Origin of the sequence: Pseudomonas sp. JQ170C (genome assembly GCF_035581345.1) — a bacterium.
In the GTDB taxonomy this organism is placed as follows: Bacteria; Pseudomonadota; Gammaproteobacteria; order Pseudomonadales; family Pseudomonadaceae; genus Aquipseudomonas.
On sequence record NZ_CP141608.1, the window covers coordinates 4,188,425 to 4,215,190 of the forward strand.

General features: G+C 61.3%; 26 protein-coding genes, 1 tRNA gene and 1 pseudogene. 12 read left to right on the forward strand and 16 right to left on the reverse strand.

Features of this window, described 5'->3' with window-relative positions:
- Positions 1–54: 54 nt before the first annotated feature.
- Genes nagZ through U9R80_RS19010 form a run of 3 tightly spaced genes read right to left on the reverse strand, consistent with a single transcriptional unit; the run spans position 55 to position 2,360 of the window.
- Complete coding sequence (gene nagZ, locus U9R80_RS19000; protein ID WP_301841754.1) at positions 55–1,053, reverse strand: beta-N-acetylhexosaminidase; 999 nt, start codon at positions 1,051–1,053, stop codon at positions 55–57.
- Between the two features lie 22 nt (positions 1,054–1,075).
- Positions 1,076–1,600 (reverse strand): L,D-transpeptidase, encoded by a 525-nt coding sequence (locus tag U9R80_RS19005; RefSeq protein ID WP_301841636.1) that lies wholly within the window; start codon positions 1,598–1,600, stop codon positions 1,076–1,078.
- Between the two features lie 46 nt (positions 1,601–1,646).
- Positions 1,647–2,360 (reverse strand): TetR/AcrR family transcriptional regulator, encoded by a 714-nt coding sequence (locus U9R80_RS19010; RefSeq protein ID WP_301841638.1) that lies wholly within the window; start codon positions 2,358–2,360, stop codon positions 1,647–1,649.
- Positions 2,361–2,591: 231 nt separating this feature from the next.
- Here U9R80_RS19010 and lexA point away from each other — a divergent pair, with 231 nt between their 5' ends.
- A complete protein-coding gene (gene lexA / locus U9R80_RS19015; RefSeq protein ID WP_301841639.1) occupies positions 2,592–3,200 on the forward strand; it encodes a transcriptional repressor LexA in 609 nt (202 codons plus the stop codon).
- A gap of 11 nt (positions 3,201–3,211) precedes the next feature.
- The gene (gene sulA, locus U9R80_RS19020) at positions 3,212–3,694 is read left to right on the forward strand and encodes an SOS-induced cell division inhibitor SulA (RefSeq protein WP_301841641.1); all 483 of its coding nucleotides are present in this window, start codon (positions 3,212–3,214) and stop codon (positions 3,692–3,694) included.
- Positions 3,695–3,758: 64 nt separating this feature from the next.
- On the opposite strand, the gene U9R80_RS19025 is transcribed toward sulA, so the two are convergent.
- The 7 genes from U9R80_RS19025 to U9R80_RS19055 form a co-directional block, all read right to left on the reverse strand.
- Complete coding sequence (locus tag U9R80_RS19025) at positions 3,759–3,992, reverse strand: hypothetical protein (protein ID WP_010226971.1); 234 nt, start codon at positions 3,990–3,992, stop codon at positions 3,759–3,761.
- Between the two features lie 50 nt (positions 3,993–4,042).
- Positions 4,043–4,564 carry a DUF6586 family protein gene (locus U9R80_RS19030; protein WP_301841643.1) on the reverse strand — a complete coding sequence of 174 codons (522 nt, stop codon included), beginning with the start codon at positions 4,562–4,564 and terminating at the stop codon, positions 4,043–4,045.
- A gap of 131 nt (positions 4,565–4,695) precedes the next feature.
- On the reverse strand, positions 4,696–7,308 hold the full coding sequence (topA, locus tag U9R80_RS19035) for a type I DNA topoisomerase (protein ID WP_301841644.1): 2,613 nt from the start codon (positions 7,306–7,308) through the stop codon (positions 4,696–4,698).
- 100 nt (positions 7,309–7,408) lie between these two features.
- Entirely contained in the window at positions 7,409–7,660 is a 252-nt protein-coding gene (locus tag U9R80_RS19040; protein WP_028945923.1) for a DUF1653 domain-containing protein, read from the reverse strand.
- 77 nt (positions 7,661–7,737) lie between these two features.
- Positions 7,738–8,913, reverse strand: a complete 1,176-nt coding sequence (gene fadA, locus U9R80_RS19045; RefSeq protein ID WP_028945922.1) for an acetyl-CoA C-acyltransferase FadA — start codon at positions 8,911–8,913, stop codon at positions 7,738–7,740.
- Positions 8,914–8,942: 29 nt separating this feature from the next.
- Complete coding sequence (gene fadB, locus U9R80_RS19050; protein ID WP_301841647.1) at positions 8,943–11,090, reverse strand: fatty acid oxidation complex subunit alpha FadB; 2,148 nt, start codon at positions 11,088–11,090, stop codon at positions 8,943–8,945.
- 511 nt (positions 11,091–11,601) lie between these two features.
- Positions 11,602–12,039 (reverse strand): hypothetical protein, encoded by a 438-nt coding sequence (locus U9R80_RS19055; protein ID WP_301841649.1) that lies wholly within the window; start codon positions 12,037–12,039, stop codon positions 11,602–11,604.
- A 109-nt stretch (positions 12,040–12,148) separates the two neighbouring features.
- Here U9R80_RS19055 and U9R80_RS19060 point away from each other — a divergent pair, with 109 nt between their 5' ends.
- Positions 12,149–12,592 (forward strand): universal stress protein, encoded by a 444-nt coding sequence (locus U9R80_RS19060; RefSeq protein ID WP_301841652.1) that lies wholly within the window; start codon positions 12,149–12,151, stop codon positions 12,590–12,592.
- Between the two features lie 42 nt (positions 12,593–12,634).
- Here U9R80_RS19060 and U9R80_RS19065 read toward each other — a convergent pair whose 3' ends face one another.
- On the reverse strand, positions 12,635–14,554 hold the full coding sequence (locus U9R80_RS19065; protein WP_301841654.1) for an ATP-binding cassette domain-containing protein: 1,920 nt from the start codon (positions 14,552–14,554) through the stop codon (positions 12,635–12,637).
- A 221-nt stretch (positions 14,555–14,775) separates the two neighbouring features.
- Between U9R80_RS19065 and U9R80_RS19070 the strand changes: the two genes are divergently transcribed.
- Complete coding sequence (locus tag U9R80_RS19070; RefSeq protein WP_301841656.1) at positions 14,776–16,704, forward strand: transglycosylase SLT domain-containing protein; 1,929 nt, start codon at positions 14,776–14,778, stop codon at positions 16,702–16,704.
- A 50-nt stretch (positions 16,705–16,754) separates the two neighbouring features.
- Here U9R80_RS19070 and U9R80_RS19075 read toward each other — a convergent pair whose 3' ends face one another.
- Together U9R80_RS19075 and U9R80_RS19080 are read right to left on the reverse strand one after the other, a co-directional pair.
- Positions 16,755–17,558: an MOSC domain-containing protein gene (locus tag U9R80_RS19075; RefSeq protein WP_301841657.1), complete on the reverse strand. Its 804-nt coding sequence runs from the start codon at positions 17,556–17,558 to the stop codon at positions 16,755–16,757.
- Between the two features lie 45 nt (positions 17,559–17,603).
- On the reverse strand, positions 17,604–18,539 hold the full coding sequence (locus U9R80_RS19080; protein ID WP_301841658.1) for a chemotaxis protein CheV: 936 nt from the start codon (positions 18,537–18,539) through the stop codon (positions 17,604–17,606).
- A gap of 351 nt (positions 18,540–18,890) precedes the next feature.
- Between U9R80_RS19080 and U9R80_RS19085 the strand changes: the two genes are divergently transcribed.
- From U9R80_RS19085 to U9R80_RS19095, 3 genes are all read left to right on the forward strand, one after another.
- Positions 18,891–19,388 (forward strand): histidine kinase, encoded by a 498-nt coding sequence (locus U9R80_RS19085; protein ID WP_301841659.1) that lies wholly within the window; start codon positions 18,891–18,893, stop codon positions 19,386–19,388.
- Positions 19,389–19,832: 444 nt separating this feature from the next.
- Positions 19,833–20,723, forward strand: coding sequence for a sensor histidine kinase (locus tag U9R80_RS19090; RefSeq protein WP_301841756.1), 891 nt, complete (start codon positions 19,833–19,835; stop codon positions 20,721–20,723).
- A complete protein-coding gene (locus U9R80_RS19095; protein ID WP_301841660.1) occupies positions 20,720–21,379 on the forward strand; it encodes a response regulator in 660 nt (219 codons plus the stop codon). Before U9R80_RS19090 ends, U9R80_RS19095 begins: the two co-directional genes overlap by 4 nt.
- On the opposite strand, the gene yegS is transcribed toward U9R80_RS19095, so the two are convergent.
- Positions 21,363–22,262: a lipid kinase YegS gene (yegS, locus tag U9R80_RS19100; RefSeq protein WP_301841662.1), complete on the reverse strand. Its 900-nt coding sequence runs from the start codon at positions 22,260–22,262 to the stop codon at positions 21,363–21,365. The two genes, U9R80_RS19095 and yegS, sit on opposite strands and share 17 nt — an antisense overlap.
- 229 nt (positions 22,263–22,491) lie before the next feature.
- Here yegS and U9R80_RS19105 point away from each other — a divergent pair.
- Positions 22,492–22,599: pseudogene (locus tag U9R80_RS19105) on the forward strand (hypothetical protein); the annotation flags it as partial.
- A 62-nt stretch (positions 22,600–22,661) separates the two neighbouring features.
- Complete coding sequence (locus tag U9R80_RS19110) at positions 22,662–23,909, forward strand: glycosyltransferase family 4 protein (RefSeq protein ID WP_301841664.1); 1,248 nt, start codon at positions 22,662–22,664, stop codon at positions 23,907–23,909.
- Here the strand turns inward: U9R80_RS19110 and U9R80_RS19115 are convergent.
- Entirely contained in the window at positions 23,898–25,085 is a 1,188-nt protein-coding gene (locus tag U9R80_RS19115; RefSeq protein WP_301841757.1) for a molybdopterin molybdotransferase MoeA, read from the reverse strand. The two genes, U9R80_RS19110 and U9R80_RS19115, sit on opposite strands and share 12 nt — an antisense overlap.
- Before the next feature lie 22 nt (positions 25,086–25,107).
- On the reverse strand, positions 25,108–25,647 hold the full coding sequence (moaB, locus tag U9R80_RS19120) for a molybdenum cofactor biosynthesis protein B (RefSeq protein ID WP_301841666.1): 540 nt from the start codon (positions 25,645–25,647) through the stop codon (positions 25,108–25,110).
- Positions 25,648–25,825: 178 nt separating this feature from the next.
- Here moaB and U9R80_RS19125 point away from each other — a divergent pair, with 178 nt between their 5' ends.
- From U9R80_RS19125 to U9R80_RS19135, 3 genes are all read left to right on the forward strand, one after another.
- Entirely contained in the window at positions 25,826–26,047 is a 222-nt protein-coding gene (locus U9R80_RS19125) for a YgdI/YgdR family lipoprotein (protein ID WP_301841667.1), read from the forward strand.
- 65 nt (positions 26,048–26,112) lie between these two features.
- Positions 26,113–26,189, forward strand: a tRNA-Pro gene (locus U9R80_RS19130).
- A gap of 135 nt (positions 26,190–26,324) precedes the next feature.
- The gene (locus U9R80_RS19135; RefSeq protein ID WP_301841668.1) at positions 26,325–26,699 is read left to right on the forward strand and encodes a glycine zipper domain-containing protein; all 375 of its coding nucleotides are present in this window, start codon (positions 26,325–26,327) and stop codon (positions 26,697–26,699) included.
- The last annotated feature ends 67 nt before the right edge of the window (positions 26,700–26,766 follow it).

A 26,766-nucleotide genomic window follows, 5' to 3' on the forward strand; every position in this document is an offset into this window, starting at 1 on the left:
CGCCGGGCCAGCCCGCTCCTGCGGCAGGAGCGGGCTGGCCCGGCGATGTTTGTATCAATCCACCAACTGCGCTTCCTTGAGCGCCCCGAGCGCCTCCAGCCAACGAGGCTGCTGGCGATAGTCAGTACGCGCGAAACCCTGCCCGCGCATTTGCGCGATGCGTGGCGAAGGCTTGACCTTCAGGCGCTGGGCAGCGCTCAGCGCCAGTTCAGCCGCTGCACGGTCGTTGCACACCAGCCCCATGTCACACCCCGCACTCAGCGCCGCCTCGATGCGACTGGCCGCGTCGCCCACCACATGAGCCCCGGCCATCGACAGATCGTCACTGAAAATGACCCCGTCAAAGCCCAACTCACCGCGCAGGATGTCCTGCAACCAACGGCGCGAGAAGCCGGCCGGCTGGTTGTCGACCTGCGGGTAGATCACATGGGCCGGCATGACCGCAGCCAGTTGCCCACCCAAGCGGGCGAACGGCACCAGGTCGGCCGCGCGAATCTGTTCCAGGCTGCGCTCATCGGTCGGAATGGCCACATGAGAGTCAGCCTCAGCCCAGCCGTGCCCCGGGAAATGCTTGCCACAGGCCGCCATGCCCGCTGCATTCATGCCGCGGATGAAGGCACCGGCCAGGACGGTCGCGCGCTGCGGATCGCCCTCGAAGGCCCGGCTGCCGACCACCGCGCTACGCTGGTGGTCCAGGTCCAGCACGGGGGCAAAGCTCAGGTCCAGGCCTACCGCCAACACCTCGGTTGCCATCAACCAGCCACACTGCTCGGCCAGGTACTCGGCGTTGTCGTTATCGGCGATCGCACGCATCGCTGGCAGGCGCACGAAACCTTGGCGCAGGCGCTGGACGCGACCGCCCTCCTGGTCCACCGCCAGGATCAGGTCAGGTCGAATGGCACGGATCGAGGCAGTCAGCTCACGCACCTGGCGGGGGCATTCGATATTGCGGGCAAAGATGATCAGGCCGGCCACTTCAGGCTGGCGCAGAAGCTGGCGATCTTCGGCGGTCAGCCAGGTACCGGCGATGTCCACCATCAAGGAGCCTTGCAGGCTGGCACTCATAAATGATCCTTCAATTCAGGGGCGCATCGGCCCATTGGGGGCATGCGGCTTCTTCGATCCGCACCGGGCAATGCAGCGGCACGTGATCGAACAGGTACAAAAGGTCGGCATTGCGCAAGCGCACACAGCCATGGGACAACGGCACGCCCATTGGTTCGCTGTCGGGCGTGCCATGCAGGTAAATATAACGACGGAACGTGTCGACCGGCCCCAGGCGATTCAGCCCTGGCTCGCAACCGCTGAGCCAGAGGATCCGCGAGAGGATCCAGTCGCGCCTGGGGTGTAGCGCATGCAGGGCCGGGGTCCAGGTCTCGCCGGTCCAGCGCCGCCCGCGCAACACCGCGCCCTGGGGCAACCCTGCACCGATTTTCGCCCGCACCTGATGCAGGCCGCGTGGCGTACAGCCTGAGCCGTTACGCTCACCGGCACCGTTCAACGCCGTGGATACCGGCAGGCGCAGGCGCAGCTGCCCCCGGGAAAACCCGTAGAGGCACTGATCGGCGAGGGAGATGTGCAGTAAATCGAGACTCGGCATAGGGCGCTAGCTTAGCCGATGCGGCCCGCGGCGCCCAGCCGTTGAATCAGGCCTTGGCGGCGACCTGCGCACTGGATGACTTGCTGCGTGGACGCAACTGCGCGGCGGCCATCGCCTCATCCGTGACGCCCGTATCGGCACGCATGCCGGCCGCCAGGAACGGCACCATCAGGCGCATGACTTGTTCAATCGAGGTATTGATGCCGAAGTCGGTTTCGGCAATCGCACGCAGTGCCTTGATCCCCGACATGCTGAATGCCGCAGCACCGAGCATGAAGTGCACGCGCCAGAACAGTTCGATGGGAGGGATGCGCGGTGCCGCCTCGTTGACCAGCAGCATGTAGCGGCGGAACACCTTGCCGTACATGTCTTCCAGGTAGCGGCGTAGGTGCCCCTGGCTCTGGCTGAAGGCCAGCCCCAGCAGACGCATGAAAATGGACAGGTCGTTGCCACTGCGAGGCTGAACCACCAGCGCCTGCTCGACCAGCATCTCCAGCAACTCTTCAAGGCTTGGCTTGTGCTCCGGCCGGGCCTGGCGACGCTCCAGCTCGCGTTCGAGACTGGTGCAGAACGGGCCAAGGAAACGCGAGAAAACCGCCTGGATCAGGGCCTTCTTCGAGCCGAAATGGTAGTTCACCGCCGCCAGGTTGACGCCGGCCTTGCTGGTGATCAGCCGTAATGAGGTTTCGGCAAAACCTTTTTCCGCGAACAACTGCTCGGCAGCATCGAGAATGCGTTCAACGGTTTCCGACTGGGCCATGACTACTCCGCCTGACAAACACTTGTTTGAAACATACGTTTCAAAGCGGTGATTTGTCAAGCCTGCGCAGCCGTTTTGCGGCTACACGGTCACGTATTTAACCACACCCTCAACCGACACGCTCTCCACTGCTGGCGCGGCCACCCCGCCCTTTCTTGCAGCTTGGCGCTTGCAGCTTGCCATCTACTGTATATAATCCCAGTCACTGTATAAAAAGACAGAGCGATCAACATGCTAAAACTGACGCCACGCCAAGCTGAGATTCTGGCTTTTATCAAGCGCTGCCTGGAAGACAACGGCTTCCCGCCAACCCGCGCCGAAATCGCCCAGGAACTGGGCTTCAAATCGCCCAATGCCGCCGAGGAACACCTCAAGGCACTGGCCCGCAAGGGCGCGATCGAAATGACCCCGGGCGCTTCCCGCGGCATCCGCATTCCCGGTCTTGAGTCCAAGGCCGAAGACAGCGGCCTGCCAATCATTGGTCGCGTCGCTGCCGGTGCCCCGATTCTCGCCCAGCAACACATCGAAGAGTCCTGCAACATCAACCCGGCCTTCTTCCATCCCCGGGCCGACTACCTGCTGCGCGTTCACGGCATGAGCATGAAGGACGTCGGCATCGTCGATGGCGACCTGCTCGCCGTGCACACCTGCCGCGAAGCCCGCAATGGCCAGATCGTGGTCGCCCGTCTGGGTGACGAAGTCACGGTCAAGCGCTTCAAGCGCGAAGGCAACAGAGTCTGGCTGATTGCCGAAAACCCTGAATTCGCCCCCATCGAAGTCAACCTGAAAGATCAGGAGCTGGTGATCGAGGGCTTGAGTGTCGGCGTCATTCGCCGGTAAAAGGAGGCGTCATGCAGTTCCCCCATGCACCACAGCAAGCACAATTGCCCCTGTTCGAAGCGTTCCTGGCCCAGCCGGTTCTGCCCGGACTGAAAGCCACCAAGCCAGCACCCCATGCAGGCACGGCGCAGGTTTTCAGCGAACTGTCCTTTCGTGGCGCATTGGGTAGCTGCCAGAACCTCCTGGCCCCCATGTTGCGTGAACTGAGCGAGATGAGCGAGGAGCAGGATGCCCGCTGGCTGACCCTGATTGCCCCTCCCGCCATTCTTACCCATGCCTGGCTCCGCGACGCCGGCCTCAATCGCGAGCGCATCCTGCTGTTGCAACCACGCGGCAACCAGAGCGCCCTGCAACTGGCCTGCGATGCCCTGCGACTGGGCCGCAGCCATACCGTGGTCAGCTGGCTGAGTACCGTCAGCAGCAGCGCTCGCCAACAACTGAGCAACGCTGCCCGCACCGGAGACGCACAAAGCCTGAACATCCGCCTCGGCTGATATTCAGGCTTGATTCATATGGGGTTCGTCAGGCTTCCTCAGGACGAGGAAGCCGGCAGGACGATCAATGCAGGACGCGCGGCCCTTCGTCTCGCTCGATTTCGCCTTCTACCAACTTGCCAGCCATCTGCACGCCTACGCTGAGCATGGCCTTGGCCACTTCAACATGTTGACCTTGCAGGAAAGCCTTGGCGTCCTCGGAGAAATCCAGGGTTACCAGGGAGCCTTCGTCCTCGGCACGGCGCAACTCGATCCGGCCATCAGGCAACTCGACAATTTCTAGAAAGGACGTTGGCATAAAGGGCAGTTCTCCACGAAAGGCCGCTATTGTATCAGCGACCGCCCCAATCAGCACTCACTCAAGCCCTCGCGAAAACGAACGGTGAGGCCTTTGAGATTCTGCCTCCAGCCTTCCAGTTCTTCTCGCGACAGCGGCGCTACCTCGGGCTCGTCCAGGCTCACAGCCTGAATCAGGGGTTGGGTCACGTCGCTTTTTGGCGCTTTTTTCGCGACCGGCGGTCGGAACAAATCGGCATAAGCTGCTAGCAGTTGCGCCAGCCAGGTTTCCCGCTGCTCTGCCAGCTCGACCAGTTCGGCCATCTCCGGAATCGCCACTGCTTCCAATACTTCACGCGTTAACAGCAGTTCGGCGCGTGGCGCACCTGCCTGGGGCAAACGATAGAACCCGGCAATCTCATGGCACAGACCCAGCAGTGCGCCATACAGATGGAACAGCGCTGATTCGCGCTCTGCCTGAATCAACGCCTGGGCGTTCATGGCCCGGCTTTCCTGCGCCTTGCCCAAAGCCTCAAGCGCAAGGCCCGCAAAATAGATCTTCTGGTTGGTACGGGTATAGAGTTCCTGGGCCATCTGGGTGCCCTCCGATAGGCTGCAAGGCGATCTGTCAATTTACACTACTGCTGGCCTGAAAAGCATCGCGGGGCAAGCCCGCTCCTACCGTAGGAGCGGGCTTGCCCCGCGATTAGATCAATACAGCGTGATCAGCGCTTGTCTTCGACCTTCCAGGCATTACCGTCGTAGAAGGCGCGCCAGCCAGTCGGCTTGCCCTCGACTTCGGTCTGCACGTACTGCTCCTTGGTCTTGCGGCTATAGCGGATCACTGCCGGACGACCATCGGGGTCTTTCTTCGGTGCTTCGCAGAGGAAGTGGTACTTCGGATCGATTTCATCCTTGTGTGGAATGATCTCGATTACCAGTGGCGCACGGGTCTCGCGGTTTTTCGGGAACTGGCTGGCTGCCAGGAACAGGCCCGAAGCACCATCGCGCAGCACGTAGGTATCGTTGACCTTCTCGCACTTGAGCTCTGGCATCTTCACCGCATCCATCTTGGGCGGTGCCGCCTCGCCGCTCTTGAGCAGCTTGCGGGTGTTCTTGCACTCTGCGTTGGTGCAGCCGAAGAACTTGCCGAAGCGACCTGTCTTGAGCTGCATCTCGCTACCGCACTTGTCGCACTCAAGGCTCGGCCCTTCGTAACCCTTGATGCGGTAGTTCCCCTCTTCGATCTCATAGCCGGTGCAATCAGGGTTGTTACCGCAGATATGCAGCTTGCGCTTTTCGTCGAGCAGGTAGGCATCCATGGCCGTCGAGCAGATCGGGCAACGGTGCTTGTTGAGCAACACGCGCGATTCCGACTCACCCTCGTCATCCGCTGCAATCTCGTCACCCGGAACCAGGTTGACCGTGGCTTTGCAACGCTCTTTGGGCGGCAGGCTGTAGCCCGAGCAACCGAGGAACACGCCGGTGGACGCGGTTCGGATCATCATCGGCCGACCACAATCCTTGCACGGAATATTGGTCAGGGTCGGCTGGTTGGCACGCATGCCCTTCTCGGCATCTTCGGCCAGTTTCAGCTTGTTGCTGAAATCGCCGTAGAACTCGTCCAGCACGTTCTTCCAGTCACGCTCGCCCTGGGCAACATCGTCAAGGTTCTCTTCCATGCCGGCGGTGAAGCCGTAGTCCATGAGGTTGGAGAAGCTTTCCGACAGGCGCTCGGTGACGATGTCGCCCATCTTCTCGGAATAGAAACGACGGTTGTGCAGGGTCACATAGCCGCGGTCCTGAATGGTCGAGATGATGGCCGCGTAGGTGGAAGGACGGCCAATACCGCGCTTTTCCATTTCCTTGACCAGGCTCGCCTCGGAGTAACGCGCAGGCGGCTTGGTGAAATGCTGGCTCGGATCGATCTGGATCAGCTTGAGCACTTCGCCCTGATTCATCTCGGGCAACACATCGTCATCGCCCGGCTTGCTCTGTTGCGGCAGTACGCGGGTATAACCGTCGAACTTGAGGATACGGCCCTTGGCGCGCAGCTCGAAGTCGCCAGCAGTGACGCTGACGGTAGTCGACAGGTATTGGGCCGGTGGCATCTGGCAGGCCAGGAACTGGCGCCAGATCAGCTCGTACAGACGCTCGGCATCACGCTCCATACCGCTGAGCTTGGTCGGATGGGTGTTCACGTCCGAAGGGCGGATCGCTTCGTGCGCTTCCTGGGCACCTTCTTTGCTGCCGTAGACGATCGGCGCTTCCGGCAGGTACTTCTTGCCGAATTCGCTTTCGATGTAGCTGCGGGCCATTTCGACCGCATCGACCGACAGGTTGGTCGAGTCGGTGCGCATATAGGTGATGTAGCCGGCTTCGTACAGACGCTGGGCCATCATCATGGTTTTCTTCACCCCGAAGCCCAGGCGATTGCTCGCCGCCTGCTGCAGGGTGGAAGTAATGAACGGGGCCGATGGCTTGCTGCTGGTCGGACGGTCTTCACGCTTGGCAACGGTGTAGCTGGAAGACTTGAGCTTCTCCAGGGCCGCCATGGCTTGCGCTTCGTTCAGCGGCTTGAAGGCTTCACCCTTCTCTCGAGCCACTTCAAAACGCACCTTGGCATCCTTGGCGGTACCGAGGTCAGCATGCACTTCCCAGTACTCTTCCGGGATGAAGGCGCGAATCTCACGCTCACGCTCCACCACCAGCTTCACCGCCACCGACTGTACGCGGCCGGCAGACAGGCCACGGGCAATTTTCTGCCACAGCAGCGGCGAGACCATGTAACCAACCACGCGATCGAGGAAGCGACGCGCCTGCTGGGCGTTGACCCGATCAATATCCAGCTCGCCCGGCTGCGAGAACGCCTCCTGGATGGCCTTCTTGGTGATTTCGTTGAACACCACGCGCTTGTAACGGCTGTCATCACCCCCGATGGCTTCGCGCAGGTGCCAGGCAATGGCTTCCCCCTCACGATCCAAGTCGGTTGCGAGATAGATGGTGTCGGCATCCTTGGCCAGGCGACGCAGTTCTTCGATGACCTTTTCCTTGCCCGGGAGGATCTCGTACTTGGCCTTCCAGCCGTGATCCGGATCAACCCCCATGCGTGCAACCAGCTGCTTGCGCGCCTTCTCTTTCGGCGACAGGGCCGGTGCCTCGCCTGCGGCGGCCTTGCCGCGCTTGGCAGCAGGCTCCTTGCTGGCGCTTGCCGAACCGCTGGTGGGCAGGTCTCGGATATGGCCGATACTCGACTTCACCACGTACTGGCTGCCCAGGTACTTGTTGATGGTCTTGGCCTTAGCCGGGGATTCCACAATGACCAGCGATTTGCCCATGGATCGGAAAATTCCTGAATACTGAAAATAAAAACACGGCAGGTACCTGACGCGGCACCGCTATATATAGTGGCAATACAGTGAGGTCAAGCGCGGGGCTTTATCCGCCCTCGGCATCGGGCCGCGAAAACAGCTCGGGTTCAGCCTTGACCAAAGCAAAGCGCGGCACTTGCTCGCCGTCAACCTCGACCGACTCCAGAAACATCGAAAGTGGTCGAACCCAAAGCCCGAACTCGCCATACAAGGCCTGGTAGAACACTACCCACTCTTCGGTTTCGGAATGGCGCGCGGTGCCGAACACACGATACTCAGGCCCTTTGTAATGCCGGTAAACGCCTGGTTGTATCTGCATGTTGCTTGCCCTCTTGAAAAAAAATCCGCAAAAACAAAAACCGGGGCACAAGGCCCCGGCTTCCTTCCCCGAAACGCTTAGACGCGTTCGAAGACGGTGGTAATGCCCTGACCCAGGCCGACGCACATGGTCGAGACACCGAAGGTCCCGCCATTCTGCTTCATGACGTTGAGCAGAGTGCCGGAAATCCGCGCACCAGAGCAACCGAAAGGATGACCCAGGGCGATAGCGCCGCCGTGCAGGTTAACCTTCTCATCCATCTTGTCGAGCACTTTCAGATCTTTCAGCACTGGCAGGGCCTGTGCGGCGAAAGCTTCGTTGAGCTCGAAGAAGTCGATGTCGGCGATGGTCAGGCCAGCGCGCTTGAGCGCTTTCTGGGTCGCCGGCACCGGGCCGTAGCCCATGATTGCCGGGTCGACACCGGCCACCGCCATGGAGCGGATCACGGCCAGCGGCTGGATACCCAGGTCCTGGGCACGCTGGGCCGACATCACGATCATGCACGAAGCGCCGTCGGTGATCTGAGAAGACGTACCGGCAGTCACGGTACCGCCTTTAGGGTTGAAGGCAGGCTTCAACGCCGCGAGGCTTTCCAGGGTGGTGTCCGGGCGAATGGTTTCGTCGTAGTCGAACGTCTTGAGGAAACCGTTTTCGTCGTAACCCTGCATCGGGATGATCTCATCCTTGAACTTGCCTTCGACCGTCGCCTTGTGGGCGAGCTGGTGCGAACGCAGGCCGAACAGGTCCTGCTGCTCACGGCTGATGCCGTGCATCTTGCCCAGCATCTCGGCGGTCAGGCCCATCATGCCCGACGCCTTGGCGGCGTACAGCGACATGTGCGGGTTCGGATCGACACCGTGCATCATGCTGACGTGGCCCATGTGCTCGACGCCGCCGACGACGAACACATCGCCGTTACCGGTCATGATCGCCTGGGCTGCGGTGTGCAGGGCGCTCATGGACGAGCCGCACAGGCGGCTGACAGTCTGGCCGGCCGCGGTGTGAGGGATCTGGGTCATCAACGACGCCATGCGGGCGATGTTCCAGCCCTGCTCCAGGGTCTGGTTGACGCAGCCCCAGATCACGTCCTCGACCTCGTTAGGGTCGACCTTGGTGTTGCGCTCCAGCACTTTGCTGATCAGGTGCGCAGACATGTCTTCGGCGCGGGTGTTGCGGTGCATGCCACCCTTGGAGCGGCCCATGGGCGTGCGACCGAAGTCGACAATCACCACGTCTCTTGGATTCAGGCTCATATATTCTCTCGCTCTCTATCGTTGGGCGCTTAACCGAAGAAGCTCTGGCCGTTCTTGGCCATTTCACGCAGCTTCGCGGTGGGGTGGTACAGCGGACCCAGATCGGCGTACTTGTCTGCCAGGGCAACGAATTCAGCCACACCGATCGAGTCGATGTAGCGCAGCGCGCCGCCACGGAAGGGAGGGAAACCGATGCCGTAGACCAGACCCATGTCGGCTTCGGCGGCGGTTTCGACGATCCCGTCTTCCAGGCAACGAACGGTTTCAAGGCACAGCGGCACCATCATCCAGTTGATGATGTCTTCGTCACTGACTTCACGCTGCTCGAAGACGACCGGCTTGAGCACTTCGAGTACCGAAGCATCGGCGACCTTCTTCGGCTTGCCGCGCTTGTCGGTTTCGTAGGCATAGAAGCCCTTGCCGTTCTTCTGGCCCAGGCGGTTGGCTTCGTAGAGCGCATCGACGGCCGAACGACGGTCGTCTTTCATGCGATCCGGGAAACCTTCGGCCATCACGTCGCGGCCGTGGTGGCCGGTGTCGATGCCAACAACGTCCATCAGGTAGGCCGGGCCCATCGGCCAGCCGAACTTTTCCATGACCTTGTCGATACGCACGAAGTCGACGCCAGCGCTGACCAGCTTGGCGAAACCGCCGAAGTACGGGAACAGCACACGGTTGACCAGGAAGCCCGGGCAGTCGTTGACCACGATCGGGTTCTTGCCCATTTTCTTGGCGTAGGCAACGGTGGTGGCAACGGCCACTTCGCTGGACTTCTCGCCACGGATGACTTCCACCAGTGGCATCATGTGCACCGGGTTGAAGAAGTGCATGCCGACGAAGTTTTCCGGACGCTTGAGGGCCTTGGCCAGCAGGTTGATAGAGATGGTCGAGGTGTTGGAAGCCAGGATGGCGTCTTCCTTCACCTGACCTTCCACTTCAGCCAGCACAGCTTGCTTGACCTTTGGATTCTCGACCACGGCTTCGACCACGATGTCGACATTGGCAAAGTCGCCATAGGACAGGGTCGGGCGAATCGCGTTCAGCGCATCAGCCATCTTGGCCGGGGTCAGGCGGCCTTTTTCAACACGGCTGCCGAGCAGTTTGGAGGCTTCGTTCAGACCCAGCTGGATGGCGTCTTCACGGATGTCCTTCATCAGGATCGGGGTGCCTTTGACCGCCGACTGATAGGCAATGCCGCCACCCATGATGCCGGCGCCGAGTACGGCAGCCTGCTTCACGTCACGAGCGATTTCGTCGTGGGCCTTGGCTTTGCGCTTGAGTTCCTGGTCGTTCAGGAACAGACCGATCAGACTCTCGGCGACCGAAGTCTTGGCCAGCTTGACGAAGCCTGCGGCCTCGACTTCCAGCGCCTTGTCACGACCGAAGTTGGCCGCTTTCTGGATGCTCTTGATCGCTTCGACCGGTGCCGGGTAGTTAGGGCCGGCCTGGCCTGCCACGAAACCTTTGGCGGTTTCAAACGACATCATCTGTTCGATGGCGTTGAGCTTGAGTTTTTCCAGCTTGGGCTGGCGCTTGGCCTTGTAGTCGAACTCGCCGCTGATGGCGCGTTTGACCAGGTCCAGGGCCGCAGCCTGCAACAGCTCAGGGGCAACCACGGCATCGACGGCACCGACTTTCAGCGCGTCTTCAGCACGGTTTTCCTTGCCAGCGGCAATCCACTCGATGGCGTTGTCGGCACCGATGATGCGCGGCAGGCGCACGGTACCGCCGAAGCCTGGGTAGATGCCCAACTTGACTTCCGGCAGGCCGATCTTGGCGCCGGTGGACATCACGCGATAGTCGGCCGCCAGGCACATTTCCAGACCGCCGCCCAGGGCAATGCCATTGATCGCGGCAACGGTAGGCACGGCCAGGTCTTCAAAGTCGCTGAAAATCCGGTTGGCTTCCAGGTTGCCGGCGACCAGTTCGGCCTCGGGCAGCTTGAAGTTATCGACAAACTCGGTGATGTCCGCGCCGACGATGAACACGTCTTTGCCACTGCTGACAATCACGCCCTTGATAGAGGCGTCGGCTTTGATGGTGTCTACGGCCTGACGCAATTCGCTCAGGGTAAGACGGTTGAACTTGTTGACGGACTCACCCTTGAGGTCGAACTTCAGTTCGACGATGCCGCTTTCAAGAGCCTTAACCGTGATGGCTTTACCTTCGTAAATCATCAACTGATCTCCACGATATGGAAGCTGAACTGTACACGCCGAACGCTGGTGAAAGACTCGGCCGGCCAGAGGCCGTTGTTTGCCGAATCCTTGCGCCAGGCACACCCGTCAGCGCGATAGTCGGGATTCTGTAAGAGCCTTCTGACAATACAAACGCTCAATTCATACGCCCGTTTGATTTGGGTACGCACACATTCAACGAAAAAATCGCTGTTGTCAAATACCCAAAAGCAGCTTGAAAACGCGACTTTACGGTCATTATTTGCTGTTTGCAGGCAAACACCCGCCTCGGTGATCAGCCCGTATTCATCACGACGATAATGGTCAAAGGCTTACACCGGCGTGCGCAGGATGGACATGCGCCAACGCGCACAAAGGAGGAATTCTAAAAAGCGGCAGGTAGCGGGGAGCCCGCTACACTGGGAGGAAATCAACACTACTCCGGCCTGCCTGGCCCGTCTGCCCGATGCGTGAATCGGGCTTTTTATTGGACGGTTTTCGAGTGGGCGAATCAGGCCAGGGCTTTCAACACGCCGGCAATATCCTGCAACACAGCCGATTCGCCGCGTTCGCCCCAATACAGAGCAACCATTTGTTTGCCGGCTTCGACCTTGTAGACGCTTTCGGGCAATCGCGCGAACTGCTCCATCAAGACCGGATCGGCACAGGGTTCGCGCCATTGGTTGAGCCAGGTACCGGGCGTGGTCTGCCAGTAGCTCCAGCTGTCTGCCCTGCCCTGGCGCCGCGGCCGCACGTATTGCGCGCAAGGGCTTGGCGGCTCCTTGGGCAGCCAGTGCGGCCACTCCTGAGGCGCCAGTTGCATGTTCAGCCCCATACGCCGGGCTTCCATGCGCAGGGCCATTCGACCACTCTGGTTACGCGAAGGACGCAACCAGGCCAAAGGGCTCAAAATCAGCGCAAGGATTGACACCACTAGCCAGACCGTCATATCTGTTGTTCCCATAAAGCTTTGCAAATGAGCTGGTTAGCCGGGGTTTGAAGCGATCAGCCTGAAACCGACCATACTTCATCTAATGCAACTGTCAGGAGAGCTACTCATGCCCTACGAACATATTCTGGTTGCCGTCGACCTGACCGAAGAATGCGACCCGGTCATCAAGCGCGCCCGTGAACTGGCGACACCCGCGGGCACCAAGGTCTCTCTGGTACACATTGTCGAGCCCATGGCCATGGCCTTTGGTGGCGATGTACCGATGGACCTCTCGCAACTGCAACAGCAACAGTTCGACCAGGCCAAGGAGCGCATGGAGCGCCTGTTCAACAAGTACCCTGAAATCAATCGCGGCGACTCGCACCTGACCTACGGCCAGCCTCGCCAGGAAATCCATCAACTGGCCAAGGACCAGAACTGCGATTTGATCGTGGTGGGCAGCCACGGCCGTCACGGCCTGGCCCTGTTGCTGGGCTCCACGGCCAACGACGTCCTGCACGGCGCACCGTGCGATGTGCTTGCCGTACGCCTGCAGAAAAAAGTCGAGTAATGCAAAAGGCCCGACGCACCCTCATGCGTCGGGCCCCTCTCATCAGCTGTCCAGTTCGGCCCAGCGCTCCACCAGAACATCCAGTTCTGCCTGCATCTGCTCCAGACGTGCCAGTACGGCGCTGGTCTGGTCGATTGGGCGCTGGTAGAAAGCCGGATCGGAAATCTCTTCCTGCACCGCTGCCATCTTCTGCTCCAGCTCGTCAATCTGGCCCGGCAAGGCTTCCAGCTCACGCTGCAGTTTGTAGCTGAGCTTTTTCTTTGGCGCCTCGACCGCCGGCGCAGCCGCCGGAGCCGGTGCAACGGCTTCGACGACGGCAGTGTTCAGTTCCGACTTGCCCGACTTGCTCTCGGAAACACCGAGCAACTTCGGCGAGCCACCCTGACGAATCCAGTCCTGGTACCCACCGACGTACTCACGCACCTTGCCTTCGCCTTCAAAGACCAGGGTGCTGGTTACCACGTTATCGAGGAATGCCCGGTCGTGGCTGACCATCAGTACCGTGCCCTTGAACGCCGAGAGCACCTCTTCGAGCAACTCGAGGGTTTCCACGTCCAGGTCGTTGGTTGGTTCGTCCAGCACCAGCAGGTTGGCAGGCTTGCTGAACAGCTTGGCCAGCAACAAACGCGCACGCTCACCGCCAGACAATGCCTTGACCGGTGTACGCGCACGCTGCGGGCTGAACAGGAAGTCGCCCAGGTAGCTCAATACGTGACGGTTCTGCCCGTCGATCTCGATGAAATCGCGACCTTCGGACAAGTTGTCGATCACGGTCTTTTCCAGGTCCAGCTGATGGCGCAGCTGGTCGAAATAGGCGACTTCCAAACGGGTGCCGGACTCGACCTTGCCGCCAGTGGGCTCAAGATCACCGAGCATCAGCTTGAGCAAGGTGGTCTTGCCGGTACCGTTGGCGCCGAGCAGGCCGATACGGTCCTCACGCTGCAGGACCATGGAGAAATCCTTGACCAGCTGCGGGCCGCCCGGGTGACTGAAACTGACGTTTTCCAGCACCATTACCTGCTTGCCGGACTTTTCCGCAACATCCAGCTGGATGTTGGCCTTGCCGGTACGCTCGCGGCGTTCGCTGCGCTCGACCCGCAAGGCCTTGAGTGCGCGTACCCGGCCTTCGTTACGGGTACGCCGGGCCTTGATGCCCTGGCGGATCCACACTTCTTCCTGGGCCAGCTTTTTGTCGAACAGGGCGTTGGCGGTTTCTTCAGCCGCCAGCATGGCTTCCTTGTGGACCAGGAAGCTGGCGTAGTCGCCGTTCCAGTCGATCAGGCCACCACGGTCCAGTTCAAGGATGCGCGTGGCCAGGTTCTGCAGGAAGGAACGGTCGTGGGTAATAAACAGCACAGCGCCGCCAAAACCGCTGAGGGCTTCTTCGAGCCAGGCGATGGCGCCGATGTCCAGGTGGTTGGTCGGTTCGTCAAGCAGCAGCAGGTCAGGCTCGGACACCAACGCCTGGGCCAGCAGCACACGGCGACGCCAGCCGCCGGACAGCTCGGCCAGGGTTTTGTCGGCCGGCAACTGCAAGCGGCTCAGGGTGCTGTCGACCAGTTGCTGCAGGCGCCAGCCATCACGCGCTTCCAGGTCGTGCTGGACGTGCATGAGCTTTTCCAGGTCGGCATCGCTATGGATGTTCTGACTCAGGTGGTGGTACTCGGCCAGCAAGGCGCCGACGCCGTCGAGGCCTTCGGCAACCACATCGAACACCGTACGACCATCGGCCACCGGCAATTCCTGCGGCAGCTCGCCGATCTTGAGCCCTGGGGCACGCCAGACATCGCCGTCATCAGGCTTCTGGTCACCCTTGACCAGGCGCAGCATGCTCGACTTGCCAGTACCGTTACGGCCGATGATGCACACCCGCTCACCACGGGCGATCTGCCAGGACACCTTGTCCAACAACGGCATGGCGCCGAACGCAAGGGACACATCGCTTAATTTGAGCAGGGTCATGATCTTCTCCAAAAACCGGGCGCGCATTCTACCCGACTTGGGCCGGCTTCACATTAAGCAGGCGCTCCTACAGACTATTCCGACGACAGACTGCCCGATTACAACTCGATACAAGCACAATGCTTTCATCCGCCGTCGGCAAACGGCTAAGCTTAAGCAATGTCACCCCAACAGTGCTGGCTCCGCCGTCACTTTTCATGGTCAAACTGCCCGGAAGTCTCATGCGCAGCCGCCTGTTCAGCCTAGTTTCCTGCCTGCTTCTCTCGGCCTCCGTGGCCAGCGTCGCCCAGGCCACCGATATCACCGTACAACGCCAATACTACGACGAGGCCAAGCGCGCCCTGGCCAAGGGCGACAAGGGCCCGTACCTGCGCTACGCCCAGGCGCTGCGCGACTACCCGCTGACGCCCTACCTCGCCTACGACGAGCTGACCGCACGGCTCAAAAGCGCCAGCAACGAAGAAATCGAGAAATTCCTCGCCGCCCACGGCGACCTGCCCCAGTCCAACTGGATGAAATTGCGCTGGTTGCGCTGGCTGGCCGAACGTGGCGACTGGGCGACCTTCAACCGCTACTACGATCCCAAGCTGAATTTCACCGAACTCGATTGCCTCAATGGTCAATACCAATTGAGCCACGGCCAGCGCGCCGAAGGCTTCGCCACCGCCGAGAAACTCTGGCTGGTGGGCAAGTCGCAACCGGCCGCCTGCGACGCCCTGTTCAACCGCTGGGCCGCCGAAGGCCAGCTCACCGAACAGAAGCGCTGGGACCGTATCAAGCTGGCCGCCCAGGCGCGCAACTATGCCTTGGCCACTGCCCTGACCAAAGACCTCACCACCCTCGCCCCCCAGGGACGCCTGTTGGTAGACGTGGCGCAAAAGCCGCAACTGCTCAACCAACCCGGCCGTTTCGTTCCCGTCAACGAGGCGATGTCCGACGTGGTCAGCCTGGGCCTGCGGCGTCTGGCGCGTCAGGACCCGGAGCGGGCCATGAGCCTGCTGGATGACTACGCCAACCGCATGCATTTCTCCCGCGATGAAAAAGTCGCGATCGCCCGGGAAATCGGCCTGACCCTGGCTCGCCGCTATGACCCGCGCGCCCTCGACCTGATGACCCGCTACGACCCTGAGCTGCGCGACAACACTGTCACCGAATGGCGGCTGCGTCTGCTGCTGCGCCTGGGCCGCTGGGAAGATGCCTACGAGCTGACCAAGCGCCTGCCCCAGGACCTGGCCAGCAGCAACCGCTGGCGCTACTGGCAGGCCCGCAGCCTTGAGCTGGCCCAGCCGAAGAACCCGCAGATTCCAATGCTGTACAAGACGGTGGCCCGTGAGCGTGACTTCTACGGCTTCCTCGCCGCCGACCGTGCGCAGACCCCGTATCAACTGAACAACAAGCCACTGGTGCTGAGCCAGGCACTGATGAACAAAGTGCGCAACACCCCCGGGATCCGTCGCGCGCTGGAGTTCCATGCCCGCGGCCAGATCGTCGATGGGCGTCGCGAGTGGTACTACGTCAGCCGCCACTTCAACCGCGACGAAATGGTTGCCCAGGCCAAGCTTGCCTACGATATGCGCTGGTACTTCCCGGCCATCCGTACCATCAGCCAGGCGCAGTATTGGGATGACCTGGATATCCGCTTCCCGATGGCCCATCGCGACACCCTGGTCCGCGAAGCCAAGGTGCGCGGCCTTCATTCGAGCTGGGTGTTCGCCATCACCCGCCAGGAAAGTGCCTTCATGGAAGATGCGCGCTCCAGCGTCGGCGCCAGCGGCCTGATGCAGCTGATGCCGGCCACCGCCAAAGAAACCGCGCGCAAGTTCAGCATCCCGCTGGCCTCACCGGCACAGGTGTTCAATCCGGACAAGAACATCCAGCTGGGTGCGGCCTACCTGAGCCAGGTGCACAGTCAGTTCAACGGTAACCGAGTGCTCGCTTCCGCGGCCTACAACGCCGGTCCGGGACGCGTGCGGCAGTGGCTACGCGGCGCCGACCACCTGAGCTTCGATGTGTGGGTCGAGTCGATCCCGTTCGATGAAACCCGGCAATACGTGCAGAACGTGCTGTCGTACTCGGTGATCTACGGGCAAAAACTCAACTCGCCGCAGCCACTGGTTGACTGGCACGAGCGGTACTTTGACGACCAGTGATTGAATGAAGCATCGCGGGGCAAGCCCCGCGATGCTTCATCAGCTACACGCTACTCCAGCACCGTCACCGCCATTCCCACCTCCAACACCCCACTACCATCAGCCACCAGGTTCTGCCCGAACAGCACATCCCCCTCCTTCTGCCGGTACGTCTTGAGCGTCGCCAGGGGTTCGCGGTCGGCACTGCGCTCGCCGGTCTGCGGGTCAATGGTGGTCAGGATGCAGCGCTCGCACGGCTTGAGCACACGAAACTCCATCTCGCCGATGCGGATGCGTTTCCAGCCGTCTTCGGCAAAGGGGCCGGCCCCTTCCACCACCAGGTTGGGACGAAAACGCAGCATCTCCAGCGGGCGACCAACACGCTGCACCAGGTCATCGAGCGACGCCTGGCCGATCAGCAACAGGGGGAAACCGTCGGCAAAGGCCACTCGATCACTGTTCAGGCCGTAGCCATTAGGCAAGTAGCGAGTGCGCTGCTCAGGCACATGGACCAGGCGGACATCCTTGCCAATGAATTCGCTGAGCCACTGCGCCGCGTCGTCACCGGCATCCGGCACGCGCAAGGTGTCGCGCCAGATGAGGACGCCACGCAGGTTGCTGTCACCCTCAGGGACCGGCACATGCAGCGACTCGCGCCCTGGAGCGTCCAGGACCAGCCCGCCGTCAGCGGCATAAGTCGCCGACAGCTGGCTCATCTGTGGATAGGCACGCTGGGTCAGGAAGCGCCCGTTATCGCGTTCCACCAGCATCCAGCGACGGTCCCCGCTCAATCCCAGCAGATCCAGCGGGGACGATTGCAGCGCCTGGGCGCGTGCGGACTTGAGCGGGTAGCGGTAAAGAGCACTCAGACGCATTTCGAGCAGCCTTGCTTGAGGGTCGGAGGCCTAGCTTATACCGACTCAGACCGTCACTTCATCCAGCATCAGGCGCTGGCGCACCACATCGACCAGCTTGTCGGGCTGGAACTTGGAGAGGAAGTTGTCACAGCCGACCTTTTTCACCATCGACTCGTTGAAGCTGCCGGACAGCGACGTGTGCAGCACCACGTACAACGAACGCAGGCGTGCGTCGCTGCGAATCTCGGTGGTCAGGCGATAGCCGTCCATTTCCGGCATCTCGGCATCGGTGAAGACCATCAGCAGCTTTTCGCAAACATTCTCCCCGGCATCCGCCCAGCCCTTGAGCAGACGCAGCGCCTTGAGACCATCACTGGCAACGTGCATCTTCACACCCAGCTGGGACAAGGTATCGCGCAACTGGGCCAGGGCGACGGAAGAATCATCCACCAGCAGCACCTCACGGCCACGGGCACGGGCCATCACCGGATCCTCGAGTTTTTCACGGGAGACCCTGGCGTTGTATGGCACGATTTCGGCCAGCACTTTTTCGACGTCGATGATCTCTACCAACTGATCGTCGACCTTGCTGATTGCCGTCAGGTAATGCTGGCGACCGGCACTGGAAGGCGGCGGCATGATGGCCTCCCAGTTCATGTTGACGATACGGTCCACCCCACCCACCAGGAACGCCTGCACCGAGCGGTTGTACTCGGTGACGATGATGGTGCTGCCTGGACCGGGAGCAATCGGACGCATGCCGATGGCCTGCGAAAGATCGATCACCGGCAAGGTCTGCCCGCGCAGGTTGACCACGCCGCACACGAAGGGGTGCCGTTGCGGCATCAAGGTCAGCTTGGGCATCTGCAGCACCTCCTGGACCTTGAACACGTTGATCGCGAACAACTGACGGCCAGCCAGGCGAAACATCAGGATTTCCAGTCGGTTCTCACCTACCAGCTGCGTTCTTTGGTCTACGGTGTCGAGAATGCCAGCCATTGAAGAATCCCCAGGCGTGTTCAAAAAAAGAATGAATCCAATGGCCCTGTATCGGCCAGATCGCACGCAGCTTGACCCCAGAAGAAAATGCGTCGTCGAGCATTGATGTCATTTTACCATCATGCTTTACTGCGCTCACTCCCACCCTGTCGCGATTGCCTCCAAAGGGTCGCGTTCAAAACACCCCATCAGGGAAACCCCTAGTGACAATCGGGCGAGACCTGATGTTCGCGCTTTCCATTAGCCATTAATGTGACACCATTCTCATTGCATGAACGGAGTCAGGCTTTTGTCAGCGATCGCCGCATTGTCGCCAACCCTTGCTCCAGCCCTGTGTGCTGGAGGCAAATGATGACTATCGACTCACTGAACAGCAGCGCCCTGCAGGATTTCCTGGTCGATGCCCAGGTCCTGCTGACCAAGGCCGAAGAATGCCTGCAGCACCTGGAACTGATCGACAACGATCCGGATGCCTGCCACTGCCTGAACGACACGCTCGCCACCCTGGTCGCCCGTGCCCAAGGGCTGGAATTGCTGGAAGTGGCCGGCTACTGCAGACAACTGCAGCAGTTGCTGGCGTCTGCGCAGGCACCGGTACACCTGCCCGAAGGTGCGCTCACGGCGATTCAAGACTGTTTGACGCTGCTGGCCTGGCAATTGGAGCTGGTCGATCCGCGTACCGGGCGCCTGAACCTGGACACCGAAGAGCAAGTGGTGCTGCTCGACAACCTGGCAACCGCCCTGCACCCACCCCAAGCCTGCGCGTCCTGCACCCTGGACATGAGCCCCTGCGAGCACCCTGCCCAGGCGCCCAAAATGGCCATCGAGCGCTCAACTACGGTCAACTAAGTGACATTAGTACGCTATTTGCGTCGTGCAGTTCACCGTTATGTGCGCCGCATATTAAGGTAGAACTTTCACTGCACGCCGATCACTTCTCCACGCTGGCGAAACTGCTGATTTAATTCATCTTGTAAAAGTTTCTAGCGCTTTTAGCTGATGGCAAAGTGCTAGACCCTTGTGCGTCCCGGAACGCCCATACCGGCCCGTAAAACCTGATGATTCAGACAGTTACAGGAGTCCGCGACCATTTGTAGATGAAGTGTTACCATGCGCACCGCCGAATGACTTTTACACTTGGGCTGAACGCTCTTTTCGATTACTTCACTTGCCACAAGCATTCATCAACGCGCCCGGTAACGACCGTCAACTATTATTGAAGGCAATACGGCAACGCCTCTAGCTTGGCCCTTGCAAGACTTCGACAGCGAAATTTCAGTGGCTTCATTTCCTATGCTCACAAGCCTCAAGACATTCACGCACTGGCGTCCCGGGGCCGCCCTGTTGCGCTGGTCGACCGCGCTTCTGTGCCTGGCCTCGATCATCGCCAACCTGGTGCTGTACCTGGCCGGCCAACCGATGACTGCCGGCGTGATGGCACTGCACACGGTCGCGATGTTGAGCATTGGCTGCCACCTGCGCCACTGGGCCCGCACGATTGCCCTGCGTCCGGCCGAACTTGCCGATCGCCTGCTCAAGGTCCAGGAGAACGAGCGCCAACGCCTTAGCCGCGAACTTCACGATGAAATCGGTCAGTTGCTGACTGCAGCCAAACTCCAGGCCGGTTGGCTGCAGCGGCGCGCGCCGGACGAGCTGCAGGCGCAATGCAGCACCCTGCTCAGCACGCTGGATGACACCCTGGCCAACGTGCGCGACGTCTCGGCCATCCTCAACCCTCGCCAACTTGCCAGCCTGGGGCTGGAAGCCAGTTTACGCGCACACTTGCTGCGAACCCTGGAGAATACCAACGTCAATTGGAGCCTGGAGTGCCGCCAGCGCCTGGGCGGCGTTCCCGAGGATATGGCCATCGCAGCCTTTCGCATCACCCAGGAAGCGGTGACCAACATGCTGCGCCATGCACGCGCCGGTAATCTGCGGGTAGGTATCCAGCGCCTGCCCGAAGGCCTGTCATTGACGATCAACGATGATGGCCAGGGGTTTACACCCGCCAGCAACCCCGCCGACGAAGGGCAGCGCGGCATGGCCGGCATGGCCGAGCGAGCCAGCCTGCTCGGTGGCAAACTGTCGGTCTGCAGCCAGCCAGGCCAAGGCACCCGGATCCAGGCGCTGTTTCCCTGGCCACCCCGCACCCTCGAACGCGCCAAGACAAGTACCGCCCCATGACCTGTAAATTGCTGCTGGTGGACGACCACTCACTGATTCGCGCCGGCGTTCGCGCCCTGGTGTCGGACATCCCCGGATATACAGTGGTTGGCGAGGGTGACGATGGCAGCCAGGTCATCGAGCTGGTCGAGCAACTGGACCCGGATATCGTGCTATTGGACATCTCCATGCGCTCGACCAGCGGCCTGCAAGCCCTCAGTTGCCTGCGCGCCAGCGGCTGTCGTAGCAAGGTGCTAATCCTGTCGATGCACACCGACCCCGAACTGATCATGCAGGCCCTGGAAAGCGGCGCCCATGGCTATCTGCTCAAGGACACCACGGCCACCGAGCTGGAACAGGCGCTGGCGGCGCTGCGCAGCAACGAGCGCTACCTGAGCCCGGCGATTGCGCATACCGTGATCAACCAGGCCCTGCTGCGCGCCCAGACCAGCAAGCCCCCCGCCTCCGAAAACCACAATTTGACGGCACGCCAGCTGGAAATCCTGCGCCTGATCGTGCGCGGCAAGTCCACCCGCGAAATTGCCCAGGGGCTGGGGTTGAGCATCAAGACGGTAGAGACCCACCGCTCACAGATCATGAAACGCCTGCAGATCTACGACGTTGCAGGCCTGGTCCTGTTCGCCGTACGCGAACAGATCATCAGCCTCGACGACTGAGTAACGGCGACCCGGCCGGCAGGTGTACCCGCAACGCCGATGCCAACACCTCAAAACGCAAGCTGTCACTCTGCAGTGGCTCACCGTCCAGGTTGATGTCCAGGCCTTGCGAACTCTTGATCTCGACCCAGGGCAGGCGCGCCCGCACAAACAGGTTTTCAAGGCCCAGGCCATCGCTGAGCAGGTTGCGCAAGGTACTGACCATTTCCTGCGGGGCCGGCAGAATGCTGATATCCAGCAGCCCATCATCCACCTGCGCCTCGGGGCACAGCACGTGTCCACCCCCTGCCTGCCGGCCGTTGCCAATGCCTAGCGCCAGCAGGTCACCTCGCCATTGAAAATCCGGGCCGTGCAATTCCACCGAAGCCGCACTGAGCTCGCTGAAACGGGACAAGCCGGTGAACAGATAGGCCGCGGCGCCCAAAACCTTCTTCAGGTCTTCAGACGTATTGGCCGTGACCTGACTCCCAAAGCCGCCCGTGGCCATGTTGAGAAACACCTGCTCACCGACCTGCCCCAGGTCGATGGCTGTGGCGGGCACCTCCAGCAATGCCAACGCCTCCTCAGGTTCAAGTGGCACGCCGGCGGCGCGGGCGAAGTCATTGGCGGTCCCCAGGGGCAAGAGCACCAGACTGGCCTGGGTACGGGCCCGGGCCATGGCTTCGGCGACATCACGCAGGGTGCCATCCCCCCCGCCCGCCACCAGGTGGCCATACCCGCCGGCCAAGGCCTCTTCGACCAGACGAGCGGCATCGCCCCCCTCCCACGTCACTCGCACATCCAGCTGCCAGCCACGTTCACGCTGGGCGACAACGGCCGCGCGTACCTGTTCGTTCATGGCCTGCTTGCCATGCAGGATCATCAAAGCCTTGCGCTGCGCCATCGTCTTCCCCCACACGTTTTAAGAAGCCTCAAGCGTATGTCGACAACGAGGCATCGGCTAATGCTGCACATCCGGCTGGCCATGTAACGAAAAATTCCCAGGCCTTTACATCGGCCACATTGTAACTATGGTCATCTAGACGCAACATTCGACAAAATATTGGCCATACTTAATACAGAGAAAAATTCCGTCATTTTATTGACTTTTGACACATTAAAAAACCGACGCGATCAACCGGATCATGATCGAAGTACACAGTGGCGAATATCTGGGCGAGGACGACATCGTGCGCTTTACTGATAGCTACGGACGCGCCAGGGAGCCAGCCATCGGCTGACATCCCGGGCGCGTCCTTGTTGTCTGCATGTCGTCACCGGCCCGGCAATAGAGGAAGGGGTCATGCGCGTACTCTGGACACTGCCCTACCTGCCCTGGCCGACCACCAGCGGCGGTAAATCCCGGCAATATCATTTGCTGCGCAGCCTGGCGCAGCGCGGTCACCAGATCACCTTGCTGGTGCAATCGAAAATCCCTCCCAGCGAAGCCGCGCGCCAGGCGCTTGAGCCCCTGCTCGAACGGCTGATCGTACTGCCCAGGCGACCTTTGCACAGCCCACTGAATGTCCTGGCGGCGCTGTATGTCGGCTACCCCATGCGTGCCAGCGTCAACGGCCTCGCACCGCACCTGCGCCACTGCTTCGAGCACCTGCTGGACGAACACTGGGATGTGATCCAGATCGAACACAGTTACAGCTTCCAGCCGTTTGAAAGGGCCTTGCAGGCCCGCGGCCTGCCCTTCGTGCTCAGCGAACACACCATTGAATCGACGGCCGGCGATGCCTGCCATGACCGCCTGCCGCTGTGGCTGCGCCCCTTCAATGCTTTCGACCGCTGGCGCTATCGGCACTGGGAAAGCCGCGTGCTGAACCAGGCCCACGAAGTGGTCGCGGTGAGCCCCACCGATGTCGAACACATCCGCCAGCTGACCGGCAACCCGGCATCGCTGGTGATCAACGGGGTCGACTGCGCGCACTTTCGCGACATTCACCCCTGCCCGCACAGCCAGCGGCTGTTGTTTGTCGGCAACTTCGAGCATGGCGCAAGCCTGGAAGCGGTTGAGTGGGCGCTCGAAGACATTCTGCCGCAGGTCTGGCAGAGCAATCCGGCAGTGCGCCTGGCCGTAGTCGGGTATGGCCTGCCAGAAAGCTGGAAGTCTCGCTGGAACGATCCGCGGATCGAATGGGTGGGATACCTGCCTGATCTGCGCGAACTGCAGCGGCATTCGGCAATTTTCTTCGCCCCGCAGCGCTATGGCGGCGGCTCGAAAATCAAAGTGCTGGAGGCCATGGCGGCAGGGTTGCCCGTCGTCACGACGCTCAAGGGGGTGTCTGGATTGCAGGTAACGCTGGGCGAGCATTACCTGGGCAGCGATGACCCTGATCAACTGGCCCTGCTGATCACCCAGTTGCTCAACCAGCCCTGGCGCATGCGCCAGCTGTCAGGGGCAGCGCGCCAGTTCGTCAACGATCGCCATGACTGGAGCATTGCAGCCGCCCAGCTCGAGAGCGTACATGCGCGCCTGGGCCAGCGCGCGCCCGTACTTGCGGAACCGGACACCAACGCCCTGCTCAGCCGCTCAGCCGAGTAGCTCGCTTAAGGGAATGAACTGCACAGTGTCGCCCCTGGCCGGTGTAGTGCCTTCACGGACCTCCACCAAGCCCTCGGCCCATGCGGCGCTGCGCAGTACGCCCGAGTTCTGGTTCTTGTAGATCAGCGCCTGGCCCTGCTCCAGCCGCGCTCGCAGGTACTCCCTGCGGTTGCCGGCAACTGGCCAGTCGAAACCTGCAGGCACGGCAAACTGCAGCGGTGTCACATCGACCACCCCCTGACGGCGCAGCAGATACGGCCGAGTCAGCAGCCCGAAGGTCACCAGCGTCGAGGCCGGGTTCCCCGGCAAGCCGATAACCGGCACACCGTTGTAATGACCAAAGGTCAAGGGCTTGCCGGGCTTGATCGCCAGTTTCCACAGCGCAATCTCGCCGGCTTCGCGCAGCGCGAGCCCCAGGTAATCAGCCTCGCCAACCGAAACGCCCCCGGTCGAGAGGATCAGGTCGACATGCTGCAAACCGGCCAGGCAATCGCGGGTTTTCTGCATATCATCGGCAAGGATCCCGGCATCGACCACTTCGCAGCCCAGGCGCTGCAGCCAGCTGACCAGCAAGCGCCGGTTGCTGTTGTAGATCTGCCCCGCCCCCAGCGGCAAGCCCGGCTCGACCAGCTCATCGCCCGTGGACAGCACGGCGACCTTGACCCTGCGCACCACGGTGAGTTCGGCAAAACCAAGCGTCGCAGCCAGGCCCAACTCGATTGGCCCCAGGCGCGTGCCAGCAGCCAGAACCGACTCACCCTTGCGAGCTTCCTGACCTTGCGGGCGGATATTCTGGCCGACGCGTAGCGACTCGGCGAAACGGATCCGTTGATCAGCCTGGACCTCGGCGTTTTCCTGCATCTCGACGCAGTCGGCGCCTGGCGGCAGTGGCGCGCCCGTGAAGATCCGCGCACAGGTACCCGGCTCCAGTGGCTGCGGGGCGTGCCCGGCGAAAATTCGCTGGCTGACCGGCAACGGCTCGCCCTGCCAATCGGCAAGACGCAGGGCATAACCGTCCATGGCGCTGTTCGGCCAGGGCGGCAGGTCCAGTCCTGCGACCAGCTCCTCGGCCAGTACCCGGCCTTCGGCATCCGCCAACGCCACCTGCTCGACCTCGACAATTGGCGCTGTTTCAGCAAGGGCCAGCAACTGCGCCAGGGCTTCTTCGACCGGCATCAAGGCTCTGTTCACAGGCGCCTCAGCCACGAGTTGCGCAGGGTTCGGCCTGCTTCAAGTGGGTGACGAAGTTGCAAGGGCGGTGACGGGCGTCCAACTGCTCACCGAGGATTCCGTCCCAACCGGTGCGCACGGCATTGGTTGAGCCTGGCAAGCAGCAGACCAGCGTGCCGTTGGCCAGCCCGGCCAGGGCACGGGACTGCACGGTGGAAGTGCCGATGTCGGCAACGGAGATATGGCGGAACAGCTCGCCAAAACCTTCGACCTGCTTGTCGAGCAGGCAAGCGACCGCCTCCGGGGTGCTGTCGCGACCGGTGAAGCCGGTACCGCCGGTGATCAACACCACCTGCACCTGCTCATCGGCAATCCAGGTCGCCACCTGGGCGCGAATCTTGTACAGGTCGTCCTTGAGCAACACCCGTGCGGCAAGGCCATGGCCCGCTTCGGTGAGTCGATCGACAAACATCTGGCCCGACGTGTCGGTGTCCAGGGTACGGGTGTCGCTGACCGTCAACACCGCAATGTTCAGCGGTACGAAAGGGGTATCTGCCTTGGCTTTCATCAGACCTTGAATCCATGAGTGATGGGGAATATGGAACGGATTTATATCACAGCCCCTCGCAGGATTTTTTGCCCGTCGATGTCGGATGGCAACCGCTATGCTGCAATCTACAAGGAACTTGCGCAGCCACCCTGCGTCTGAACAAACAATACGTACCATCCTTAACTGGAGAAACACCATGATCAAGCGGACCCTTCCTGCCTTCCTGCTCGCCCTGGGTCTGGGCACCCTGGCCGGCTGTGCATCACCTACCGTCATTACCCTCAATGACGGACGAGAAATCCAGGCAGTCGACACCCCGCAGTACGATGATGAGTCGGGCTTCTACGAATTCGAACAACTTGATGGCAAGCACACCCGCATCAACAAGGACCAGGTGCGTACCGTCAAGGACCTCTGAGACCTGCGCCGAGCCTCCTGAAGGGGGCTTGCCCGGGAGAAAGTTTTGAGTAATATTTTCTCCGTCGGAGTGTAGCGCAGCCAGGTAGCGCGTCTCGTTCGGGACGAGAAGGCCGCAGGTTCGAATCCTGTCTCTCCGACCAGATCACTCAACGAAAAGCCCGCCTTGATGCGGGCTTTTTCGTGCCTGCCATCCTACAAACTGCACTGGCCAGCATTGCGCCGCGGCGACGGGGCCAGCAGAATGCGCGCCTTTTTGAACATTGAGGTTGATTCACATGCGTAAGACTCTTGCCGCCCTGACCCTGGGCCTGCTGTGCGCACAAGGCGCCGTGGCTGGCGATGGCCAGACTGCTATTGGCGGTGGCCTGGGTGGTGCACTGGGTAACCTGGTCGGGCAGAAGCTCGGCGGCAGCACCGGTGCAGCGATCGGTGCCGGTGTCGGCGGTGCCACAGGCAGCGCCATGGCCGCGAAGAAAGGCAACAAGACCAAGGCAGCCATTGGTGGCGGCCTGGGTTCGGCCGGTGGCTCGCTGGTAGGCAACAAGCTCGGCGGCAAAACCGGCGCCACCATTGGCGCTGGCCTGGGTGGCGCGGCGGGCGGCGCACTGGGCAACAACCTGGCGGATGACCATCGCAAGAAGCGTCACTGATAGCGCCCCGCGATGCTTTCATAGCCCGGAAACAAAACAACCCCCTATGCAGGGGGTTGTTCGTATC

Excerpts from the sequence above, each read along its gene's own strand:
- topA (WP_301841644.1), bottom strand. The coding sequence starts at position 7,308 with ATGGGCAAATCGCTGGTCATTGTGGAATCCCCGGCTAAGGCCAAGACC.
- U9R80_RS19110 (WP_301841664.1), top strand. The coding sequence starts at position 22,662 with ATGCGCGTACTCTGGACACTGCCCTACCTGCCCTGGCCGACCACCAGC.
- U9R80_RS19060 (WP_301841652.1), top strand. The coding sequence starts at position 12,149 with ATGCCCTACGAACATATTCTGGTTGCCGTCGACCTGACCGAAGAATGC.
- U9R80_RS19090 (WP_301841756.1), top strand. The coding sequence starts at position 19,833 with ATGCTCACAAGCCTCAAGACATTCACGCACTGGCGTCCCGGGGCCGCC.
- U9R80_RS19125 (WP_301841667.1), top strand. The coding sequence starts at position 25,826 with ATGATCAAGCGGACCCTTCCTGCCTTCCTGCTCGCCCTGGGTCTGGGC.
- U9R80_RS19135 (WP_301841668.1), top strand. The coding sequence starts at position 26,325 with ATGCGTAAGACTCTTGCCGCCCTGACCCTGGGCCTGCTGTGCGCACAA.
- moaB (WP_301841666.1), bottom strand. The coding sequence starts at position 25,647 with ATGAAAGCCAAGGCAGATACCCCTTTCGTACCGCTGAACATTGCGGTG.
- U9R80_RS19040 (WP_028945923.1), bottom strand. The coding sequence starts at position 7,660 with ATGCAGATACAACCAGGCGTTTACCGGCATTACAAAGGGCCTGAGTAT.
- U9R80_RS19115 (WP_301841757.1), bottom strand. The coding sequence starts at position 25,085 with ATGCCGGTCGAAGAAGCCCTGGCGCAGTTGCTGGCCCTTGCTGAAACA.
- U9R80_RS19065 (WP_301841654.1), bottom strand. The coding sequence starts at position 14,554 with ATGACCCTGCTCAAATTAAGCGATGTGTCCCTTGCGTTCGGCGCCATG.
- sulA (WP_301841641.1), top strand. The coding sequence starts at position 3,212 with ATGCAGTTCCCCCATGCACCACAGCAAGCACAATTGCCCCTGTTCGAA.
- fadB (WP_301841647.1), bottom strand. The coding sequence starts at position 11,090 with ATGATTTACGAAGGTAAAGCCATCACGGTTAAGGCTCTTGAAAGCGGC.
- U9R80_RS19080 (WP_301841658.1), bottom strand. The coding sequence starts at position 18,539 with ATGGCTGGCATTCTCGACACCGTAGACCAAAGAACGCAGCTGGTAGGT.
- U9R80_RS19085 (WP_301841659.1), top strand. The coding sequence starts at position 18,891 with ATGACTATCGACTCACTGAACAGCAGCGCCCTGCAGGATTTCCTGGTC.
- U9R80_RS19095 (WP_301841660.1), top strand. The coding sequence starts at position 20,720 with ATGACCTGTAAATTGCTGCTGGTGGACGACCACTCACTGATTCGCGCC.
- U9R80_RS19030 (WP_301841643.1), bottom strand. The coding sequence starts at position 4,564 with ATGGCCCAGGAACTCTATACCCGTACCAACCAGAAGATCTATTTTGCG.
- U9R80_RS19055 (WP_301841649.1), bottom strand. The coding sequence starts at position 12,039 with ATGACGGTCTGGCTAGTGGTGTCAATCCTTGCGCTGATTTTGAGCCCT.
- fadA (WP_028945922.1), bottom strand. The coding sequence starts at position 8,913 with ATGAGCCTGAATCCAAGAGACGTGGTGATTGTCGACTTCGGTCGCACG.
- U9R80_RS19005 (WP_301841636.1), bottom strand. The coding sequence starts at position 1,600 with ATGCCGAGTCTCGATTTACTGCACATCTCCCTCGCCGATCAGTGCCTC.
- U9R80_RS19010 (WP_301841638.1), bottom strand. The coding sequence starts at position 2,360 with ATGGCCCAGTCGGAAACCGTTGAACGCATTCTCGATGCTGCCGAGCAG.
- U9R80_RS19075 (WP_301841657.1), bottom strand. The coding sequence starts at position 17,558 with ATGCGTCTGAGTGCTCTTTACCGCTACCCGCTCAAGTCCGCACGCGCC.
- yegS (WP_301841662.1), bottom strand. The coding sequence starts at position 22,262 with ATGGCGCAGCGCAAGGCTTTGATGATCCTGCATGGCAAGCAGGCCATG.
- U9R80_RS19025 (WP_010226971.1), bottom strand. The coding sequence starts at position 3,992 with ATGCCAACGTCCTTTCTAGAAATTGTCGAGTTGCCTGATGGCCGGATC.
- U9R80_RS19070 (WP_301841656.1), top strand. The coding sequence starts at position 14,776 with ATGCGCAGCCGCCTGTTCAGCCTAGTTTCCTGCCTGCTTCTCTCGGCC.
- lexA (WP_301841639.1), top strand. The coding sequence starts at position 2,592 with ATGCTAAAACTGACGCCACGCCAAGCTGAGATTCTGGCTTTTATCAAG.